The sequence below is a fragment of the Rhizobium sophorae genome (assembly GCF_013087515.1).
In the GTDB taxonomy this organism is placed as follows: Bacteria; Pseudomonadota; Alphaproteobacteria; order Rhizobiales; family Rhizobiaceae; genus Rhizobium; species Rhizobium sophorae.
Genome location: NZ_JABFCN010000016.1, coordinates 71,429 through 89,736 on the forward strand (window position 1 = coordinate 71,429; position 18,308 = coordinate 89,736).

The 18,308-nt window shown below is 59.5% G+C and carries 17 protein-coding genes and 1 tRNA gene; 14 read left to right on the forward strand and 4 right to left on the reverse strand.

The window, feature by feature from the left end; all coding sequences use genetic code 11:
* Positions 1–29: 29 nt before the first annotated feature.
* Positions 30–905: a MurR/RpiR family transcriptional regulator gene (locus G9X64_RS09800; RefSeq protein ID WP_168309742.1), complete on the reverse strand. Its 876-nt coding sequence runs from the start codon at positions 903–905 to the stop codon at positions 30–32.
* Positions 906–1,114: 209 nt separating this feature from the next.
* Here G9X64_RS09800 and G9X64_RS09805 point away from each other — a divergent pair, with 209 nt between their 5' ends.
* The 4 genes from G9X64_RS09805 (at position 1,115) to G9X64_RS09820 (ending at position 5,439) form a co-directional block, all read left to right on the forward strand.
* Positions 1,115–2,230: a Gfo/Idh/MocA family protein gene (locus G9X64_RS09805; RefSeq protein ID WP_168309743.1), complete on the forward strand. Its 1,116-nt coding sequence runs from the start codon at positions 1,115–1,117 to the stop codon at positions 2,228–2,230.
* A 74-nt stretch (positions 2,231–2,304) separates the two neighbouring features.
* Positions 2,305–3,522, forward strand: a complete 1,218-nt coding sequence (locus G9X64_RS09810) for an NAD(P)/FAD-dependent oxidoreductase (protein WP_168309744.1) — start codon at positions 2,305–2,307, stop codon at positions 3,520–3,522.
* 239 nt (positions 3,523–3,761) lie between these two features.
* Positions 3,762–3,852 (forward strand) — tRNA-Ser (locus G9X64_RS09815).
* A gap of 564 nt (positions 3,853–4,416) precedes the next feature.
* Positions 4,417–5,439: a porin gene (locus G9X64_RS09820; RefSeq protein WP_168309745.1), complete on the forward strand. Its 1,023-nt coding sequence runs from the start codon at positions 4,417–4,419 to the stop codon at positions 5,437–5,439.
* A gap of 100 nt (positions 5,440–5,539) precedes the next feature.
* Here the strand turns inward: G9X64_RS09820 and G9X64_RS09825 are convergent, their stop codons facing one another.
* Both G9X64_RS09825 and G9X64_RS09830 read right to left on the reverse strand, forming a co-directional pair.
* Positions 5,540–6,436, reverse strand: a complete 897-nt coding sequence (locus G9X64_RS09825; protein WP_171376503.1) for an alpha/beta fold hydrolase — start codon at positions 6,434–6,436, stop codon at positions 5,540–5,542.
* 65 nt (positions 6,437–6,501) lie between these two features.
* Positions 6,502–8,577 carry a lytic transglycosylase domain-containing protein gene (locus G9X64_RS09830; RefSeq protein ID WP_168309747.1) on the reverse strand — a complete coding sequence of 692 codons (2,076 nt, stop codon included), beginning with the start codon at positions 8,575–8,577 and terminating at the stop codon, positions 6,502–6,504.
* Positions 8,578–8,791: 214 nt separating this feature from the next.
* Here G9X64_RS09830 and dapA point away from each other — a divergent pair, with 214 nt between their 5' ends.
* Both dapA and smpB read left to right on the forward strand, forming a co-directional pair.
* Entirely contained in the window at positions 8,792–9,676 is an 885-nt protein-coding gene (dapA, locus tag G9X64_RS09835) for a 4-hydroxy-tetrahydrodipicolinate synthase (protein ID WP_168309748.1), read from the forward strand.
* A gap of 101 nt (positions 9,677–9,777) precedes the next feature.
* The gene (gene smpB, locus G9X64_RS09840) at positions 9,778–10,257 is read left to right on the forward strand and encodes an SsrA-binding protein SmpB (RefSeq protein ID WP_003546925.1); all 480 of its coding nucleotides are present in this window, start codon (positions 9,778–9,780) and stop codon (positions 10,255–10,257) included.
* 144 nt (positions 10,258–10,401) lie between these two features.
* Here the strand turns inward: smpB and G9X64_RS09845 are convergent, their stop codons facing one another.
* Positions 10,402–10,983, reverse strand: coding sequence for a LabA-like NYN domain-containing protein (locus G9X64_RS09845; RefSeq protein ID WP_003546927.1), 582 nt, complete (start codon positions 10,981–10,983; stop codon positions 10,402–10,404).
* Positions 10,984–11,280: 297 nt separating this feature from the next.
* On the opposite strand from G9X64_RS09845, the gene rpoZ reads away from it, so the two are divergent.
* From rpoZ to era, 8 genes are all read left to right on the forward strand, one after another.
* A complete protein-coding gene (rpoZ, locus tag G9X64_RS09850; RefSeq protein WP_168309749.1) occupies positions 11,281–11,685 on the forward strand; it encodes a DNA-directed RNA polymerase subunit omega in 405 nt (134 codons plus the stop codon).
* A 182-nt stretch (positions 11,686–11,867) separates the two neighbouring features.
* Positions 11,868–14,102, forward strand: coding sequence for a RelA/SpoT family protein (locus tag G9X64_RS09855; protein WP_168309750.1), 2,235 nt, complete (start codon positions 11,868–11,870; stop codon positions 14,100–14,102).
* Between the two features lie 194 nt (positions 14,103–14,296).
* A complete protein-coding gene (locus G9X64_RS09860; protein ID WP_003558084.1) occupies positions 14,297–14,446 on the forward strand; it encodes a DUF3563 family protein in 150 nt (49 codons plus the stop codon).
* Between the two features lie 160 nt (positions 14,447–14,606).
* Entirely contained in the window at positions 14,607–15,194 is a 588-nt protein-coding gene (locus G9X64_RS09865) for a DUF2062 domain-containing protein (RefSeq protein ID WP_168309751.1), read from the forward strand.
* A gap of 38 nt (positions 15,195–15,232) precedes the next feature.
* The gene (gene acpS, locus G9X64_RS09870) at positions 15,233–15,637 is read left to right on the forward strand and encodes a holo-ACP synthase (RefSeq protein ID WP_168309752.1); all 405 of its coding nucleotides are present in this window, start codon (positions 15,233–15,235) and stop codon (positions 15,635–15,637) included.
* Positions 15,638–15,887: 250 nt separating this feature from the next.
* On the forward strand, positions 15,888–16,631 hold the full coding sequence (gene lepB / locus G9X64_RS09875; RefSeq protein WP_017959761.1) for a signal peptidase I: 744 nt from the start codon (positions 15,888–15,890) through the stop codon (positions 16,629–16,631).
* Positions 16,628–17,347 carry a ribonuclease III gene (gene rnc / locus G9X64_RS09880; RefSeq protein WP_168309753.1) on the forward strand — a complete coding sequence of 240 codons (720 nt, stop codon included), beginning with the start codon at positions 16,628–16,630 and terminating at the stop codon, positions 17,345–17,347. Before lepB ends, rnc begins: the two co-directional genes overlap by 4 nt.
* Before the next feature lie 7 nt (positions 17,348–17,354).
* Positions 17,355–18,296, forward strand: a complete 942-nt coding sequence (gene era, locus G9X64_RS09885; protein WP_168309754.1) for a GTPase Era — start codon at positions 17,355–17,357, stop codon at positions 18,294–18,296.
* Positions 18,297–18,308: the final 12 nt, after the last annotated feature.

Here is an 18,308-nt window from a genome sequence, read left to right on the forward strand (position 1 = left end):
GGTTCCGATATTTTGTCAATTCGGAATGTTTATTCCATTTTGCCTTTTACAGGTTTTGACTGTTGACGCTTGCGGCGCCGCTCGGCGATGGCGACCGGCAGTGCCATGGTGAGTGCCATCGAGGCCGAAAGCGACCGGAAGCCGGCGAAATCGGCCTCCGCCACCTCGAACCAATGCGTGGCGCAGGCGGCAAGCGGCGAGAAGGCCGAATCGGTGATCGCGATGACCGGGACGCCACGGTCGGCAAGCTCCTGGCTCTGGTTGAGGCTGTCGGCCGCATAAGGCGAGAAGCTCGCCGCGATCGCTGCGTCCTTCGGCGTTGCGAACTGCACCATTTCAGGGTCGACGCCGTTTGGCGAGGCGACGATCTGGTGGCGGATGTTGAGCTTGGAAAAAGCGTAGGTCATGTGCGCCGTCAGCGGGTAGGAGCGCCGTTTGGCGATCAGATAGATTGTCTCGGCGCTGGCAAGGATATTCACCGCTTTGGTGAAGGTATCGCTCTGCACCGTCGCCGCCAGCCGGTTGACAGACTGGTTTGCCGCAGCGATGAAGCCGGAGAGCAGATTGGCGTCCTCATCGTCGCCGCTCGATTTCTCCAGCGTAACGAGGCGCTCTTCGTAGCTCAGCGTCCGGTCCCGCAATCTTTCGCGAAAGATGCTCTGCAGGTCGGAAAACCCTCCATAACCCAGATGATGCGCCAGGCGCACCAGCGTCGATGGCTGGACGTCGGAGGCGGCCGCGATGCTCGCCGTCGTTCCGAAGGCGATTTCGTCGGGATTGCCGAGCGCGAAGGCGGCGACCTGCGCCAGCCGCTTCGGCATGCTCGCCTTGCGCTCGATGATTGTGCTGCGCAGGCTTTCGAAATCGCGCGGCACGCGTGCGTGCCTCTGGGGACCGTTATCCATGCTTGCGGCTCACGAGATGAAACAAATATTCCATATTATCGAGCATAAACGATTTCAAACGGCACGCCTAATTGTTTTTAATCCTCTGTAATTGAAGGATTTTAGACAATTTTTCCAGGGAAAAGGCGCAGAAATGCCTGTGAGCAGGTCCCTTGTCAAAATGATCCAAATATTCCAAAAATCCGCGCGCAGCTCTGGAGGAGACGGAAATGAAGCCACTCGGCATCGGTTTGATCGGCACTGGCTATATGGGCAAGTGTCATGCGCTGGCGTGGAATGCGGTGAAGACGGTGTTCGGCGATGTCGAGCGTCCGCGTCTCGTGCATCTGGCCGAAGCCAATGCCGGACTTGCTAAGGCTCGTGCCGGTGAATTCGGCTTCGAGAAGGCAACGGCCGATTGGCGGGCGCTGATCGCCGACCCCGAGGTCGACGTCGTCTCCGTCACCACGCCTAATCAGTTCCACCCCGAGATGGCGATTGCAGCTCTTGAGGCCGGCAAGCATGTCTGGTGCGAAAAGCCGATGGCGCCGGCCTATGCCGATGCCGAGCGCATGCTGGAAACGGCGAAGCGATCCGGCAAGGTTGCCGCCCTTGGTTATAATTACATCCAGAATCCTGTCATGCGGCATATCAGGACGCTGATTGGCGAGGGCGCTATCGGCACGGTGAACCACATCCGCGTCGAGATGGACGAGGATTTCATGGCCGATCCCGATGTCTTCTTTTATTGGAAGAGCGAGCTTTCCGCCGGCTACGGCGCGCTTGACGATTTCGCAGTGCACCCGCTGTCGCTGCTCTGGTACCTCTTCGGCCATGTCGAGGCCGTCATAACGGATATGGTCAAACCCTATGCCGACCGCCCGCTGAGCGAGGGGGGGCGCCGTGCCGTCGAAAACCACGATGGCGCCAATGTGCTGATGCGGCTTGGCGGAGGCATCTCTGCCGTTTTGATGGCGAATCGCGCCGCCTGGGGTCGCAAGGGCCGCATCGCCCTGCAGATTTTCGGTTTGAAAGGCTCGATCGTCTACGACCAGGAGCGCATGAACGAATTCGAACTCTATCAGGCCGACGGCCGTGGCTCCGAACAGGGTTTCCGCAAGATACTGGCGGCACCCGCCCATCGGCCTTATGATCGATTTATCCCGGCGCCAGGCCATGGCCTCGGCTTCAACGATCTGAAGATCATTGAATGCCGTGAGCTGATCCGGGCAATATCAGGCGAGCCGTCGTCGATCGTGACATTCGAAGACGGTCTCAGGATAGAAAAGTCGGTGCATGCCATGGCACAGTCCTTCCACGAGCGTCGCTGGATCGAGATCGGCTGAATGTAAGAGGCCGCTTTCCGTTGACGGGAATAGGCCTTGGCGTGGTTGTCGGGCGCAGCTTCAGGAGTGAGATCGTGACGGATAGACTGGTGATCATCGGCGCGGGACAGGCCGGTTTCGCATTGGCGGCCAAGCTGCGTGCGTTGAAGGATACGCGCCCGATCACCTTGATCGGTGCGGAGGATGTCGCCCCCTATCAGCGGCCGCCGCTGTCGAAGAAATACCTGCTTGGCGAAATGACCTTCGACCGCCTGCTGTTCCGCGCCGAGCACTGGTATGCCGACAATGACGTCGATCTTCGCCTTTCGACCTGGGCCGAGCAGATCAAACCGGACAGCAAGCAGGTTCTGCTGCAGGACGGCTCCGTTCTCGATTACGGCACGCTGGCGCTGGCCACCGGCTCGACGCCGCGCCGGCTGCCGGCCGCGATCGGCGGCGATCTCGACGGCGTCTATGTCGCCCGCGACAAGCGCGATGCCGACCTGCTCGCCGAAGAAATGCGCCCCGGTCGCCGCGTCCTCATCATCGGCGGCGGTTACATCGGCCTTGAGGCGGCAGCCGTTGCCCGGCACCGCGGCCTTGAGGTCACCGTCATCGAGATGGCCGACCGTATCCTCCAGCGCGTCGCGGCGAAGGAAACCGCCGACATCATGCGCGGGATCCATGAAAGCCATGACGTGGTGATCCGCGAAAAGACCGGGCTCAAGCATCTGGTTGGCAAGGATGGCCGTGTTACCGGCGCCGCGCTTTCCGACGGATCGGTCATCGACATCGATTTCGCCGTCGTCGGCATCGGCGTCGCGCCGAACGATCAGCTTGCCAAGGAAGCCGGTCTCGAAGTCACCAACGGCATTGTCGTCGACGAATTCGCCCGCACCTCCGATCCGGCGATCTTTGCGGCTGGCGATTGCGCCGCACTTCCCTGGCAGGGCGGCCGCATCAGGCTCGAATCGGTGCAGAACGCCGTCGACCAGGCCGAAGCGGCGGCAGCCGTCATCGCCGGCGGCAGCGAGCCTTATGACCCGAAGCCGTGGTTCTGGTCCGACCAGTATGATGTCAAGCTGCAGATCGCCGGCTTCAATCTCGGTTATGACGAGACGCTGCTGCGTCCCGGCGCCCGCGAAGGCGCCCATTCGGTCTGGTACTTCAGGGAAGGCCGGCTGATCGCCGTCGATGCGATCAACGACGCCAAGGCCTATGTGACCGGCAAAAAACTGCTGGAATCCGGGACCAATCCCGACAAATCGATTCTCGCCAACCCTTCTGCTGACCTCAAGAGCCTGCTCGGCTGAGATCAGGACCGATCGTGGCAAGGGAACGCCGTCCCCAGCGCGCCATCCTACCGGACGCCGGGCGGCAAAAGCTCGCCTTCCTTGTCGAAGAGAACGAAGCGCGATCAAATTCGGCGGATCTTGGCAGGAGTGAGGTCTGTTTTCGCAACTAGCCGAAATGCTGTCTCGCTGCATTTCTTCTGGTGAAAACTCAAAAAACCCTTGCATTCACAGACCGGTCACCATAGTTAGGCCGCACCGGAGAGGTGGCCGAGTGGTCGAAGGCGCTCCCCTGCTAAGGGAGTATACGTCAAAAGCGTATCGTGGGTTCGAATCCCATCTTCTCCGCCATCCCGATTTACCTGAGCACGCGTCCGTCGATCGTTAGTATCTGGCAGGGAATCATGTTCGTTTAGTCGGCTAGGCCGGGCGACGAAGCGATCGCTCTGCCTCAAGCGAGAGAATCGCCTGCGGGAATCACCTCCCGCGCTGAAGCCACCAGCAGGGGGCGAAAGCGGATCGGTGCACGTCGGGTTACGCTTCCGGCAATCATGAAATCCCCTGCAAGAGCGCATTTTGACGAAAAAGCGTCACGAATGTGTCGCAAAGCGCATGTCCAATTCTTTGCTGGTCTCCCCTAAGCCTCCGCAAAATCAGGGTTTTCTTAACAAAGCATAAAGGAAATCGAGGCCGGTTGCCCGACTTGTGTCCTTTCAGCAACAGAATGTCGGGAAGGCTCCCTCAAATCACCCATCCGAGTAAGTTGGTGATTGCGTGACGGCTTCCGTCTTGTATTTTCAATGTCGGAAGCAAGGGCGACTGATCGTCCACTTCTTGAAACACGGGGATGGGGCAGGGAACGCTGCTCAGCGAAAGATCCCAAACCCGATCGAAACTTTGAATTGGAGGTCATTTATGAACATCAAGAGCCTTCTTCTCGGCTCCGCTGCTGCTCTCGCAGTAGTTTCCGGTGCTCAGGCTGCCGACGCTATCGTTGCTGCCGAGCCGGAACCGGTTGAATATGTTCGCGTCTGCGACGCTTACGGCACCGGCTACTTCTACATCCCGGGCACCGAAACCTGCCTCAAGATCGAAGGCTACATCCGTTTCCAGGTTGATATTGGCGATCAGCCGCTCAACCTTTCGGAAGACAACGACTCCGATTGGGATGCAAGAACTCGCGGCCAGGTTCAGTTCACGGCCAAGAGCGATACCGAGTATGGTCCGCTGACCGGCGTCATCGTCATGCAGTTCAATGCTGACAACTCCTCTGAGCAGGAAGCCATCCTCGACTCCGCTTACCTCGACATCGCCGGCTTCCGCGCCGGTCTGTTCTACAGCTGGTGGGACGATGGCCTCTCTGGCGAAACCGACGACATCGGCTCGCCGGTCACGCTGCATAACTCCATCCGTTATCAGTACGAAACCGACGCCTTCTACGCTGGCATCAGCGTCGATGAACTCGAAGACGGCTTCTACAAGGCTGGCGAAGAACCCAACAACGTTGGTGTTGCAGTCGGTCTCGGCGGCAAGGCTGGTGCGTTCAGCTACCAGATCACTGCTGGCTACGACGTCGACAACGAAGAAGGCGCTGTCCGTGCAATGGGTACGGTTGACATCGGTCCCGGTACGCTCGGCCTCGCTGCCGTATACGCTACCGGCCCGAGCTCCTACTACACCGCAGCTGAGTGGGCTGTCGCTGCTGAATACGCCATCAAGGCAACCGACAAGCTCAAGATCACCCCTGGTGTTCAGTACTACAGCAACTACGGCATTGACGGCGACGACTTTGCTGATGGCGATGCTTGGAAGGCCGGTCTGACGGTCGACTACCAGATCGTCGACAACTTCTACGCCAAGGCTTCGGTTCAGTACCTCGATCCGGAAGATGACGACGACAGCACTTCGGGCTATTTCCGCCTGCAGCGCTCGTTCTAATCTGATCTGACTTCGGTCAATCAGGAAAGCCCGGCTCTCGAGCCGGGCTTTTTGTATTTGGACGAATGGCCGATTGTGCCAGCTGACCAATTTCGTGAGGTTATCGGCAGGTGTCGAGAAAAGCTCGAATTGTCGTAGGGATATCGCCGAGATGCAGGAGCGGGGCGTGTCCTTGTCCTTCGGCAGCATGAAGGATCAGCCGCGGATGCCGCCGTGCCATTTCGCCGGCGGTTTCCTGTGACAGCAGCGACGTATTTTCACCGCGGATCAGCATGAGCGGCAACCGGCTCAGGCTTTCGAATTGCTCCCAGAGATCAGGCAACGGCTGGCTGAAATCGATCGATTTCAGTGCCTCTACGATCGCCGGGTCGAAGTCGGCGACCGGCCTTCCATTAATATCGCGATAAAGGGCAAGCGCCATCTCGCGCCAGTCTTGTTCTGCAAGCACGGCAAACGACGCGCCATGATTTTCCTTCAATATATCGGCCGCCTCGTTCCAGTCCGCCGGCTTCCTGCCGCCATTGAGGTAGTCGCGGATCAGCATTAGCCCCTCAGCCTCGAGCACGGGTCCGATATCGTTGAGGATGACGGCTTCGAGAAGATCCGGCCGTGTCGCTGCGATCAGATGCAGGATCAGCCCGCCGCGTGACGTGCCGATGAAAATTGCCCGCTCGATGCCGAACGCCGCGCAGGCGCCAATAACGTCGCCGGCCTCGACGGCGAGATTGTAGTTCGCCTTGTTCTCATCCCATGCTGAGTTTCCCCGTCCGCGCGAATCAAGCGCAATCACCCTGCGAGGCATTGTTGTGTCCCGGGAGAGAAGCAGCGCAAGCGGATGAAAATCCCGTGTATTGCGGGTCAGGCCGGGCAGGCAGATCACCGGCAGCCGTCCGGTGGTTGCCGCCTGGTCGGGTTGGTAGTCGCGGGCATAAAGCCTCAACCCATCAGAGGAAGTGTAAAATCGTTCCTGGAAACCGCCTGCATCCGTATCCGGCATCGCATCCCTCAAGACCTGTTTGATCCCGAAGATGTAGCTTGCTTTTCAAGCGGCGCCAAATGGCTTCACGAGGCGCTGCGTCCGCCGATCAGATCGCGCTCGATATCGGTGGGCTGGCCGAGACGGGCTTTATAAACCTCGTAATTCTCCATCACCCGCTGCACATAGTTGCGCGTTTCGGGGAAGGGGATGCGCTCGATCCAGTCGACGATCTCGTCGATCGGCCTGCCGCGGGGATCGCCGTAGCGGCCGATCCATTCCGGCACTCGCTTCGGTCCGGCATTATAGGCAATGAAGGTGAGGATATAGGAACCGCCGAAGGCATCGATCTGCTCGCCGAGATAATGGGCGCCGAGTGTCGCGTTATAGCCGGCATCGGCCGTCAGCTTGTCCTTGGAAAAGGCGATGTTGTGGCGCTTGGCCACCGCCTGGGCTGTCCCCGGCAGAAGCTGCAGCAGGCCGCGCGCGTTCGCCGCCGATACCGCGGCCGGGTTGAAGGCGCTTTCCTGCCGCGCGATGGCATAGGCAAGCGCCTTGCCGGAGCCTGTTATATTGGCGTTCGCCGGGATTACACCGACCGGAAAGGCAAGCGCTGCGACATCGATGCCGCGTCCATAGGCGATCTTGCCGATCTGCAGCGAGAGATGATGATCGCCGGATTGCTCGGCCCGTGCCGCAAGAACAGCCAATTCACCGGGGCTTTGCAGCTGATCGGCGAGAGCGAGATAAAGAATGGAGGCCCGCCATCCATGGCCGGCGGCCTCCAGCCGGGCGATCGCCTGCACGGCTTCGCGTGCCTGGAAGCGCTGCCGGTCGGCGGTGCTCGGTGCGGGATAGGTGACATTAAGCGTCTTTCGCCCCAGCCTTTCGGCCGCGAGCTGTCCATAGAAGGTGCCGGGAAAATTCGCGGCCTTCGAATAGAATTCGCTGGATTTGCCGGGGCCTCCAGCTTCCGCTGCCCGTCCCAGCCAATACCAGGCGCGTGAAACCGAGATCGGTCCGTTTGATGTCTGGAGGATCTTGCGGAAATGTCTTTCCGCCGTTGCCGGGTCCTGCAGGCCGCGAAGCGCGTACCATCCGGCATGGAATTCAGCCTCGACGATATCTGTCGGGCTCGTTGCGGCGTAGTTTGCGACGATGCGATAGGCAGGCTTGAACTGTCCCTGGTCGACGAGACCACGGCTGATGATGCGCTGCTCGTTCCACCATTCGCCGGAATTGATGAGTTCGCTACGCTCGGGCGGCATCTGCTCCAGAAGTGCTGCCGCCTCGGCATATTTGTCCTGCTTGCGCAGATATTCGATCCGCGCAAACAGTAGACCGGCATCGCCGCGCCATTTCGCATCGACGGCGTTGAGCAGCGCGCCGGCATTACCGGCTTTGGCGTCGACGGCAGCCCAGGCCGTGTAGAGCGACTGCGCCTGGCCCATGTCTCCGAAACGCTTGGCCTGCGCCACCCGGCCGCGATACATCAGATAGTCCATCCGTGCCTTATGGTCGGCAGGCGTCAACAGCGCGGAAAATTCGATGAGGATCTTGTCCTCGGTCGCCTTGTCGAGAGCCTCTCCGCGCCAGACCTTGCGGATATATTTTGCCGCCTGCGGCTGCTTGCCTGACGCTACCAGCGCCCGGCCGAGAATGACGGCGCCCTGCATCGTCTCAGGCGCGGTATCGCCGAACGCGGCGAGGACGGCGGGAGGGGCGGGATTTTCGTCATAGATCGCACGTTCGGAATAGGCGCGCAGCCGCGAAAGACCCGGCCAGCCCTTGAGCTCTTGCGCGGCGCTGGCGATTTCATAAGAAGGAACACCCTTCAATCCGGAAACGGCGATCGCCCAGGTGAGGATATGACGGTCGAGCGTCCCGTCGCGCATGCCGTTGCGGATCGAAAGTGCCAGCTGCGGGTCCTTATCGGAAAGCGCGTCGAGGCCGGCTTTCAGGTCGCCGTTGACGGGCGCGATGGCCGGATTGCGCGGAATGGCGCCTGTCGTGATCGATTCCGGTATGGCTGTCTCAGGAATGAAGCCGAGCGGCTTGGCGGCAGGCGTGGCAGTGCTCTCGCCGGGAAGCGGCGACGCAACACTGCTCCACGCGGCGGCAATGAAGCCGAAGGCGGACAGAATCAAGACAGCTTTCTTCATCCGGGATCTCGCAACGAAAACACGCCCTGCCATTTGGCTAGAGGCATCTTAACGAAACCTTACCGTACCAGGTAAAATTCATTCACATCTGCTATCGGAATTTGCCCCAAACCGAACTCTGCGCGCTTGTCGCGATGATTTCGGCGCTTTATGGTGCGCAACTCATATTCATGGAATGCGGCCGAAGCAAGGATTTGGTCGTGAGGAGCTTTGCATGTTCAATGGGTCCATTCCCGCCCTCGTCACCCCCTTCACGGATGCCGGACTGATCGACGAAGACAGCTTCGCCACTCATGTCGACTGGCAGATCAAGGAAGGCAGCGGCGGTCTCGTTCCAGTCGGCACGACCGGCGAATCCCCGACGCTGTCACATGCCGAGCATAAGCGGGTGGTGGAACTCTGCATCGAAGTTGCCGCAAAACGCGTTCCCGTCATGGCCGGCGCCGGTTCGAACAATACGCGTGAGGCGATCGAGCTTGCCCAGCACGCCGAAAAGGTCGGTGCGAACGCCGTGCTGGTCGTCACCCCCTATTACAACAAGCCGACGCAGAAGGGCTTGATCGCGCATTTTTCGGCGATCGCCGAGGCCGTCGATCTGCCGATCTATATCTATAACATTCCCGGCCGCTCGGTCGTCGACATGACACCGGAAACGATGGGTGCGCTCGCCAAGGCGCATAGGAATATCGTCGGCGTCAAGGATGCGACGGGCAAGATCGAGCGCGTCTCCGAACAGCGCATCAGCTGCGGCGCCAATTTCAGGCAATTGTCCGGCGAGGATGCGACGGCGCTCGGCTTCAACGCCCATGGCGGCGTCGGCTGTATTTCGGTAACGGCCAATGTCGCCCCGCGCCTTTGCGCCGACTTCCAGGCGGCAACGCTGGCAGGCGACTATGCCCGCGCCCTGGAATATCAGGATCGGCTGATGCCGCTGCACAAGGCAATCTTCCTTGAGCCGGGTCTTTGCGGCGCCAAATACGGTCTCTCCAGACTTGGCCGGATGAGCCGCAACGTTCGTTCGCCGCTGCTTTCGACGCTGGAGCCGGCAACGGAATCGGCGATCGACGCCGCCATGCGCCATGCAGGCCTGCTGAACTGACGAGACAGGCCTTCTTCACAAGACGGGGTCTCTCCCTTACATAAAGGGCAAGAAATGAGGGCGCGGCTTTTCGCGCCCCAAAAAGAAATTGGAATGTCGTCATGGCCCCCAAAGGCAGCCAACGCGTGGTGAACAAGGTCGTGGCCGAAAACCGCAAGGCCCGCTTCAACTACGAGATCATCGATACTTACGAGGCCGGCATCGTGCTGATGGGCACGGAGGTCAAGTCGCTGCGTGAAGGCAAGGCCAACATCGCCGAATCCTACGCCTCGGATGAGGGCGGCGAGATCTGGCTGATCAATTCCTACCTGCCGGAATATTTGCAGGCCAACCGCTTCAATCACGAACCGCGCCGGCGCCGCAAGCTGCTGTTGTCGGGCCGTGAAATCCATCGCCTGCGCTCTGCCATCAACCGCGAAGGCATGACGCTGATCCCGCTGAAGATCTATTTCAACGATCGCGGTCGGGCAAAGATGGAACTGGCGCTCGCCAAGGGTAAGAAATTGCACGACAAGCGTGAATCCGAGAAGGAGCGCGATTGGAACCGGCAGAAGAGCCGCCTGCTGAAGGCTCATGGTTGACCACGCTGGGGCCGATCACATTGCAATCGGCCGCTGTCGCGTATCCTCCATGTAAAGGCATGGCCGCGCGAGGGGTTCGCCGCCGCGCCCCTGTATAATTCAAAGTGCAGCCTCGTGGCCGCTACGTTCGGGATGATGGAGAGATCAGTCCTCGAAATCGCTGGCCGGGGCGACTTCGGCCGGGCGCGGCGCGCGCTCGGAGGGGTCACGACCGATTTCAGCCTTCAGAGACAAAAGATCGATGAAATGATCGGCCTGCCGGCGCAGGTCGTCGGCGATCATCGGCGGCTGGGTCGCCATGGTCGAGATTACCGAGACCTTGCGGCCCCTGCGCTGCAACGCCTCGACCAGGTTCGTGAAATCGCCGTCGCCCGAGAAGATGACGAGATGATCGACCGTTTCGGACTGTTCCATGGCGTCGATGGCAAGCTCGATGTCCATGTTGCCTTTGATCTTTCGGCGGCCCATGGAATCTGTGAATTCCTTGGCGGGCTTAGTGACGACTTTGTAGCCGTTGTAGTCGAGCCAGTCGATCAGCGGCCGGATCGACGAATATTCCTGATCCTCGATCAGAGCGGTATAATAATATGCGCGCAGCAGATATCCGCGTTTCTGGAATGCTTTCAACAGCTTGCGGTAATCAATGTCAAAGCCGAGGCTCTTGGATGCAGCGTAGAGGTTGGCGCCGTCAATGAAGAGTGCAATTTTTTCGCGTGGGTCAAACATCGCTTACCAATCCAATGAGAGCAATCGAAATCCGCATGGGTCAAACTTCAATAAAAACAATAACTTGTGTTTCGATTTCGATCTGATCCTTACTTTATGAATTATTCATATATGAAAGATTTAGGGCACGATTCGACATATTCCAAGCAACCTTCGGTGGAATTATGACATTCTCCATGGAAATCTAGCTCAGCCGCGGATAAAGACGAGGGGAGCCGGAATGAAAAACTTGTATTTGCCCGGTTTTAATTGTATCGGGCGTGTTAATCCCGAAATGACGACCGTAAAGGACAGGCAATGGCCCGTGTCACAGTTGAAGATTGCATCGACAAGGTGGAGAACCGCTTCGAGCTGGTTCTGCTCGCCAGCCACCGCGCCCGGCTGATTTCCCAGGGTGCCTCGATCACCATCGATCGCGACAATGACAAGAATCCTGTGGTGGCGCTCCGCGAAATTGCCGATGAGACGCTTTCGCCCGATGACCTCAAGGAAGATCTGATCCATTCGCTGCAGAAGCATGTCGAAGTCGACGAGCCCGAGCCCGATCCGGCAAGCATGATCGCCGCCGGCAGTGTCGCCGCAGCCGACAGCGAAGAGCAGGACGACGTGCCGGAGACGATCACTTTCGACCAGATGTCGGAAGAAGAGCTGCTTGCCGGCATCGAAGGCCTCGTGCCGCCGGAAAAGAGCGACGACTACTAAGCGCGCTGGCCGGATCCCCTGTCGCATCGGTCAGATGCGATCCGGAAAAACCTGCATGCGATGCAAAAGAGCGACGATTACCAATCGTCAATCTTGCACCTTTATTGCTTAGGCATATTATTGCCCATGTGTGCGCCAATCGTTGATTGGCGCGCTTTTATTTTTATCGGAGTGGCTTTGGAATGATGCGGCAGTACGAGCTCGTGGAGCGGGTTCAGCAATACAAGCCCGATGCCAATGAAGCACTGCTGAACAAAGCCTATGTCTACGCCATGCAGAAGCATGGCCAGCAAAAGCGCGCGAGCGGCGATCCCTATATTTCCCATCCGCTCGAGGTTGCCGCCATTCTCACCGACATGCACCTCGATGAATCGACGATCGCGGTTGCCCTTCTGCACGATACGATCGAGGATACCACGGCGACACGCGCCGAGATCGACGAACTGTTCGGCGAGGATATCGGCCGCCTGGTCGAGGGTCTGACCAAGATCAAGAAGCTCGACCTCGTCACCAAGAAGGCCAAGCAGGCGGAAAACCTGCGCAAGCTGCTGTTGGCCATTTCCGACGATGTGCGCGTGCTGCTCGTCAAGCTTGCCGATCGCCTGCACAATATGCGCACCCTCGATCACATGTCGGCCGACAAGCGTGCCCGCATTTCCGAGGAGACGATGGAAATCTATGCGCCGCTCGCCGGCCGCATGGGCATGCAGGACATGCGCGAGGAACTAGAGGAACTCTCCTTCCGGCATATGAACCCGGAAGCCTACGAGACCGTCACCAAAAGGCTGGAAGAGCTTTCGAAGCGCAATGAGGGCATCGTCAAGAAGATCGAGGCCGAACTGCGCGATCTTTTGGTCGCAAGCGGCCTGACGAGCGCCTACGTCAAGGGCCGGCAGAAGAAGCCCTATTCGGTCTTCCGCAAGATGCAGTCGAAGTCGCTTTCCTTCGAGCAGCTTTCCGATGTCTACGGCTTCCGCCTGATCGTCGAGGACATCCCCTCCTGTTACAGGGCGCTCGGCATCGTCCACACGCGCTGGCGCGTCGTGCCCGGTCGCTTCAAGGACTATATCTCGACGCCGAAGCAGAACGATTACCGTTCGCTGCACACCACCATCGTCGGCCCCTCCAGCCAGCGCATCGAACTGCAGATCCGCACCAAGCGCATGCACGAAATCGCCGAATTCGGCATCGCCGCCCACACGCTCTATAAGGACGGCGCCACCAATGCCGATGGCGACATCCTTTCTCGCGAATCCAATGCCTATTCCTGGCTGCGTCATACGATCGAGGCGCTCGCCGAGGGCGACAGCCCGGAAGAATTCCTCGAACACACCAAGCTCGAGCTCTTCCAGGACCAGGTCTTCTGCTTCACGCCGAAGGGCAAGCTGATCGCCCTGCCGCGCGGCGCCACCCCGATCGATTTCGCCTATGCGGTGCACACCAATATCGGCGACACCACGGTGGGCGCCAAGATCAACGGCCGCATCATGCCGCTGGTGACGCGGCTTGCAAATGGCGACGAGGTCGAGATCATCCGCTCCGGCGTGCAGGTTCCGCCCGCCGCCTGGGAGGAGATCGTCGTGACCGGCAAGGCGCGCGCCGCCATCCGCCGCGCCACCCGCATGGCGATCCGCAAGCAATATGCCGGTCTCGGCCACCGCATTCTCGAGCGCACCTTCAACAGGGCCGGCAAGATCTTCTCGCGCGAAGCGATGAAGCCGGCGCTGCACCGTCTCGGCCAGAAGGATGTCGAGGATGCGATCGCCGCCGTCGGCCGCGGCGAGATGTCCTCGCTCGACGTGCTGCGCGCCGTCTATCCCGATCATCAGGACGAGCGGGTCACCGTGAAGCCTTCCGGCGATGACGGTTGGTTCAACGTCCGCAGCGCCGCCGGCATGATCTTCAAGATCCCGGGCAAGACCAAGGCAGGGCACGAGGGAGGCCATTCGGAAATCGACACTGAGGCCGATATCGGCCCGATCCGCGGCCTGTCCGGCAATGTCGACGTCAAGTTCGCGCCGACCGGCGCCGTGCCCGGCGATCGTATCGTCGGCATCATGGACCAGGGCAACGGCATCACCATCTATCCGATCCAGTCGCCGAGCCTGCAGCGCTTCGACGATCAGCCCGATCGTTGGATCGACGTGCGCTGGGATCTCGACGAAGCCAACAAGTCGCGTTTCATGGCGCGTATCATGGTGAATGGGTTGAATGAACCCGGCACGCTCGCCAAGGTCGCCCAGACGGTCGCAGGCCTCGACGTCAATATTCGCTTGCTGAACACGGTGCGGGTCGCGGCCGATTTCACCGAAATGATGCTCGAGGTCGAGGTTTGGGACCTGCGTCAGCTCAACCAGCTGCTCGCCCAGATGAAGGAACTGGATTGCATCGCTACGATCCGACGCCTCTACGAGTAAGCTTTTGTTAAGCCGCTCAGGAATTCGAGCGAGAGATTGCACATTTTATGATCGTTTTAGGATCGAACCGGCGCATTAAAAGGGCGAGCGATGCGTTGAGCGCATGGCTGTATCCATGTTGCGGCGGTGGTAATTGACCTTTGCAAGGCCTATCTTCTGGTCATCGAAACATAAACAGAAGATGAGACAAGGTAATGTTTGACCCTATCAAGAAATTCGCTCGCGCCTTTCGCGCTCCGACCACGCAGGAACGTGAAATGGCATATTTGAATGGCTCGCTCGATCGTATCGATCTCGAGTTTCGTCAGCGCCAGGTCGACCGCGGTCTGTTCCGCAATCGCTGATACTGGACTTTATACTTGAGGTAAGTGAGGGACGTTATGCATAACGGACGCCCCTCGGCATGACGACGCTCCTCGTCGCACAGAGGACTGAGGAGCTGTTTTTCGGCGGTATCATTTGCCGCTCTTGTCATGGTGGTGTGCGCTGCACTAAATACCGGCCATGTTGTTTCGCCGTCGCAAGCCTGCGGGATTCAAGGAAAAGATGCGGGAGCTTTTGTGGCCTCGCAAAGGTTTCCTTCGCCCGATCCGTTACCTGACAATGCGCGTCCTGCGCCTGAGCGCTTCGCCGCATGCGGTTGCCGCCGGCGTCGCTGCAGGTGTCTTCGTTTCGTGGACGCCTTTCATCGGCGTGCATTTCGTCATGGCGTTCGTCATCACCTATTTCCTTTCCGGCAGCATGGTGGCCGCCGCCCTCGGCTGCGCGGCTTTCGGCAATCCGCTGACCTATCCCTTCATCTGGGGCATCACCTGGGAGATCGGCCATCTGCTGTTGAGCCGCGAGGATCATCTGGCCGGTCAGTCGGTGGATCTCGCCGCCCTTTTTCACAAGCTGAACTTCGCTGAGCTGTGGAAGCCGGTGCTGGAGCCGATGCTGGTCGGCGCCATTCCGCCGGCGGTCGTCACCTCCGTTGCGCTCTACGCGCTGACGTTCTACACCGTCAGAGGTTTTCAGACGCGCCGCCATATACGGCTGATGGAGCGGGCCCGCCTGCGTGCCGTTCCGGCCGGGGACATGCCGAGCATATGAACCCGATCAAGAATTCTTAAGCGACGGAAGGTTCCGGCATGATCATCGGCATTGGCAGCGATCTGATCGACATTCGCCGTGTCGAGAAATCCATCGATCGTTTCGGCGAGCGCTTCACCCATCGCTGCTTCACCGAGATCGAGCGCGCGCGTTCCGACAAGCGCGCAAACCGTGCCGCATCCTATGCCAAGCGTTTCGCCGCCAAGGAGGCCTGTTCCAAGGCGCTCGGCACCGGCATAGCGCAGGGCGTCTTCTGGAAGGACATGGGCGTCGTCAACCTGCCGAGCGGCAAGCCGACCATGCTTTTATCAGGCAGCGCCGCCCTGATCCTCGAATCGCTGCTGCCTGCGGGCCACAGGCCCGCCATTCATTTGACAATAACGGATGATTATCCCTTGGCGCAGGCCTTCGTCATTATCGAGGCGTTGCCCTTGAGCCTCTGATCGCGCGACATCAGGAGCTGTTGATCGCGACCTCTCGTCGCTTTTGATGTTGTCGCCATTGCCGCAACCGGCCGAAGCCGATAGAACAGGATGATTTCAGGCCGACCCGGCCTAAAATCTGAATCCTGTTCTAGATTAAGATTTAGAGCATGATGTCGTCCGAAAACCGCTCACACTTTTCGGCATCATGCTCTAGAGAGAACGACAGAAAGAATTGCGCCGCCGCGGCGTCTTGAAGGAATAAGACTGCGTGTCCGAAAAAGTCGAAGCCAAGCCGAATGCCCTCTGGGAAAATATCAAAGTCATCATCCAGGCGCTGATTTTGGCGATGGTGATCCGAACGGTGCTGTTCCAGCCCTTTACCATTCCGTCCGGTTCGATGATGCCGACCCTGCTGGTCGGCGACTACATCTTCGTCAACAAGTTCGCTTACGGCTATTCGAAATATTCGCTGCCCTTCTCGCCGGATGTCTTCAGCGGCCGCCTGTTCGGCGCCGATCCGAAGCGTGGCGACATCGTCGTCTTCCGTTTCCCGCCGAACCCCGACATCGATTATATCAAGCGCTGCATCGGCCTGCCGGGTGACCGCATCCAGGTTACCGACGGCGTGCTCTACGTCAACGGCAAGCCGGTTCCGAAGGTGGCGGACGGTGCGTTCACTTCGGATTACAAGCTCGACCCGGGCGAGGACGTGCCGGTATTCCGCGAAACGCTCGACGACGGCAAGTCCTACGACACGCTCGATCAGTCTCCGGTGTCGCGTGGCGATAACACCCGCGAATTCATAGTGCCGGAAGGCCATTATTTCATGATGGGCGACAATCGCGACAACTCGCTCGACAGCCGCTTTGACGTCGGCTTCGTGCCCGCCGAAAATCTTGTCGGCCGTGCCAGCGTCATCTTCTTCTCGCTCGGCAACGACACCTCCTTCCGCGAGATCTGGAAGTGGCCGACAAACATGCGTTGGGACCGCCTCTTCAAGGTTGTTGAATGAGTAAGGCGCAGACGCTTTCTGCGACGGACCGCGCAAAGCTTGAAAGCCTGATCGGTCATGACTTTGCTGAAAAGGAACGCCTGGATCGCGCGCTGACCCATGCCAGCGCCCGCACCGAAAAGGGCGGAAATTACGAACGGCTGGAGTTCCTCGGCGACAGGGTTCTCGGGCTCTGCATCGCCGAGCTTCTGTTCCGCACCTTCGGCGCGGCGGCTGAAGGAGAACTTTCGGTTCGCCTCAACCAGCTCGTCAGCGCCGAAACCTGTGCTGCGGTCGCCGACGAACTCAATCTTCACCTCTATATCCGCACCGGCGCCGATGTGAAGAAACTGACCGGCAAGCGCATGATGAATGTGCGCGCTGATGTCGTCGAAAGCCTGATCGCCGCGATTTATCTCGACGGCGGCCTCGAAGTCGCCCGCCGGTTCATTCTGCGTTACTGGCAAGGCAGGGCCGTGCGGGCCGATGGCGCCAAGCGCGACGCCAAGACCGAGCTGCAGGAATGGTCGCATGCGAAATTCGGCGTCACGCCGATCTACCGGGTTGATGAACGCAGCGGACCGGATCATGATCCGCGCTTCAAGGTGACGGTGGAAGTTGCTGGCATTAAGCCTGAAACCGGCGTAGAGCGGTCGAAGCGTGCCGCCGAACAGGTGGCGGCAACGAAGATGCTTGAGCGCGAAGGCATTTGGCAGCAATCGTCTGCCGGAAACTGACGGGACAATGACACAAGAAGAAGAGATCGCGGCCGAAGCTGCCGCAGAAACCAATGGTCCGACGCATTCTGGCTTTGTCGCGCTGATCGGGCCGACCAATGCCGGCAAGTCGACGCTGGTGAACCGCCTCGTCGGCGCCAAGGTCTCGATCGTCAGCCATAAGGTGCAGACGACGCGGGCTATCGTCCGCGGCATCGCGATCCACGACAATGCCCAGATCGTCTTCATGGATACGCCGGGTATCTTCAAGCCGCGCCGCCGGCTTGACCGCGCCATGGTGACCTCGGCCTGGGGCGGTGCGAGGGATGCCGATCTGATCGTGCTGCTGATCGACAGCGAGCGCGGCCTGCGCGGCGATGCCGAAGCCATCCTCGAAGGTCTCAAGGAAGTCCGGCAGCCGAAGATCCTGCTGCTCAACAAGATCGACCGCGTCAACCGTGAGGATCTGCTGGCGCTGGCCGCGAGCGCCAACGAGAAGATCGCCTTCGACCGCACCTTCATGATCTCCGCCGAAAACGGCTCCGGTTGCGACGACCTCATGGACTATCTGGCGAAAACGCTCCCGGAGGGGCCGTGGTACTATCCGGAAGACCAGATCTCCGATCTGCCGATGCGCCAGCTCGCCGCCGAGATTACCCGTGAAAAGCTGTTTCTGCGCCTGCACCAGGAGCTTCCCTATGCATCGCATGTCGAAACGGAGAAGTGGGAAGAGCGCAAGGACGGCTCGGTGCGAATCGAGCAGGTGATCTATCTCGAGCGCGACAGCCAAAAGAAGATCGCGCTCGGCAAGGGCGGTGAAACCATCAAGGCGATCTCGACTGCTTCCCGTAAGGAATTGTCGGAGATCCTCGAACAGCCGGTCCATCTCTTCCTGTTCGTCAAGGTTCGCGAGAATTGGGGTGATGATCCCGAGCGGTTCCGCGAGATGGGTCTCGATTTCCCGAAATAAGCATGGCAAGGA

Bases quoted from the DNA above. Each gene is read 5' to 3' on its own strand.
- G9X64_RS09800 (WP_168309742.1), bottom strand. From the start codon at position 905: ATGGATAACGGTCCCCAGAGGCACGCACGCGTGCCGCGCGATTTCGAA.
- G9X64_RS09805 (WP_168309743.1), top strand. From the start codon at position 1,115: ATGAAGCCACTCGGCATCGGTTTGATCGGCACTGGCTATATGGGCAAG.
- G9X64_RS09820 (WP_168309745.1), top strand. From the start codon at position 4,417: ATGAACATCAAGAGCCTTCTTCTCGGCTCCGCTGCTGCTCTCGCAGTA.
- G9X64_RS09825 (WP_171376503.1), bottom strand. From the start codon at position 6,436: ATGCCGGATACGGATGCAGGCGGTTTCCAGGAACGATTTTACACTTCC.
- G9X64_RS09830 (WP_168309747.1), bottom strand. From the start codon at position 8,577: ATGAAGAAAGCTGTCTTGATTCTGTCCGCCTTCGGCTTCATTGCCGCC.
- dapA (WP_168309748.1), top strand. From the start codon at position 8,792: ATGTTCAATGGGTCCATTCCCGCCCTCGTCACCCCCTTCACGGATGCC.
- smpB (WP_003546925.1), top strand. From the start codon at position 9,778: ATGGCCCCCAAAGGCAGCCAACGCGTGGTGAACAAGGTCGTGGCCGAA.
- G9X64_RS09845 (WP_003546927.1), bottom strand. From the start codon at position 10,983: ATGTTTGACCCACGCGAAAAAATTGCACTCTTCATTGACGGCGCCAAC.
- rpoZ (WP_168309749.1), top strand. From the start codon at position 11,281: ATGGCCCGTGTCACAGTTGAAGATTGCATCGACAAGGTGGAGAACCGC.
- G9X64_RS09855 (WP_168309750.1), top strand. From the start codon at position 11,868: ATGATGCGGCAGTACGAGCTCGTGGAGCGGGTTCAGCAATACAAGCCC.
- G9X64_RS09860 (WP_003558084.1), top strand. From the start codon at position 14,297: ATGTTTGACCCTATCAAGAAATTCGCTCGCGCCTTTCGCGCTCCGACC.
- G9X64_RS09865 (WP_168309751.1), top strand. From the start codon at position 14,607: ATGTTGTTTCGCCGTCGCAAGCCTGCGGGATTCAAGGAAAAGATGCGG.
- acpS (WP_168309752.1), top strand. From the start codon at position 15,233: ATGATCATCGGCATTGGCAGCGATCTGATCGACATTCGCCGTGTCGAG.
- rnc (WP_168309753.1), top strand. From the start codon at position 16,628: ATGAGTAAGGCGCAGACGCTTTCTGCGACGGACCGCGCAAAGCTTGAA.
- era (WP_168309754.1), top strand. From the start codon at position 17,355: ATGACACAAGAAGAAGAGATCGCGGCCGAAGCTGCCGCAGAAACCAAT.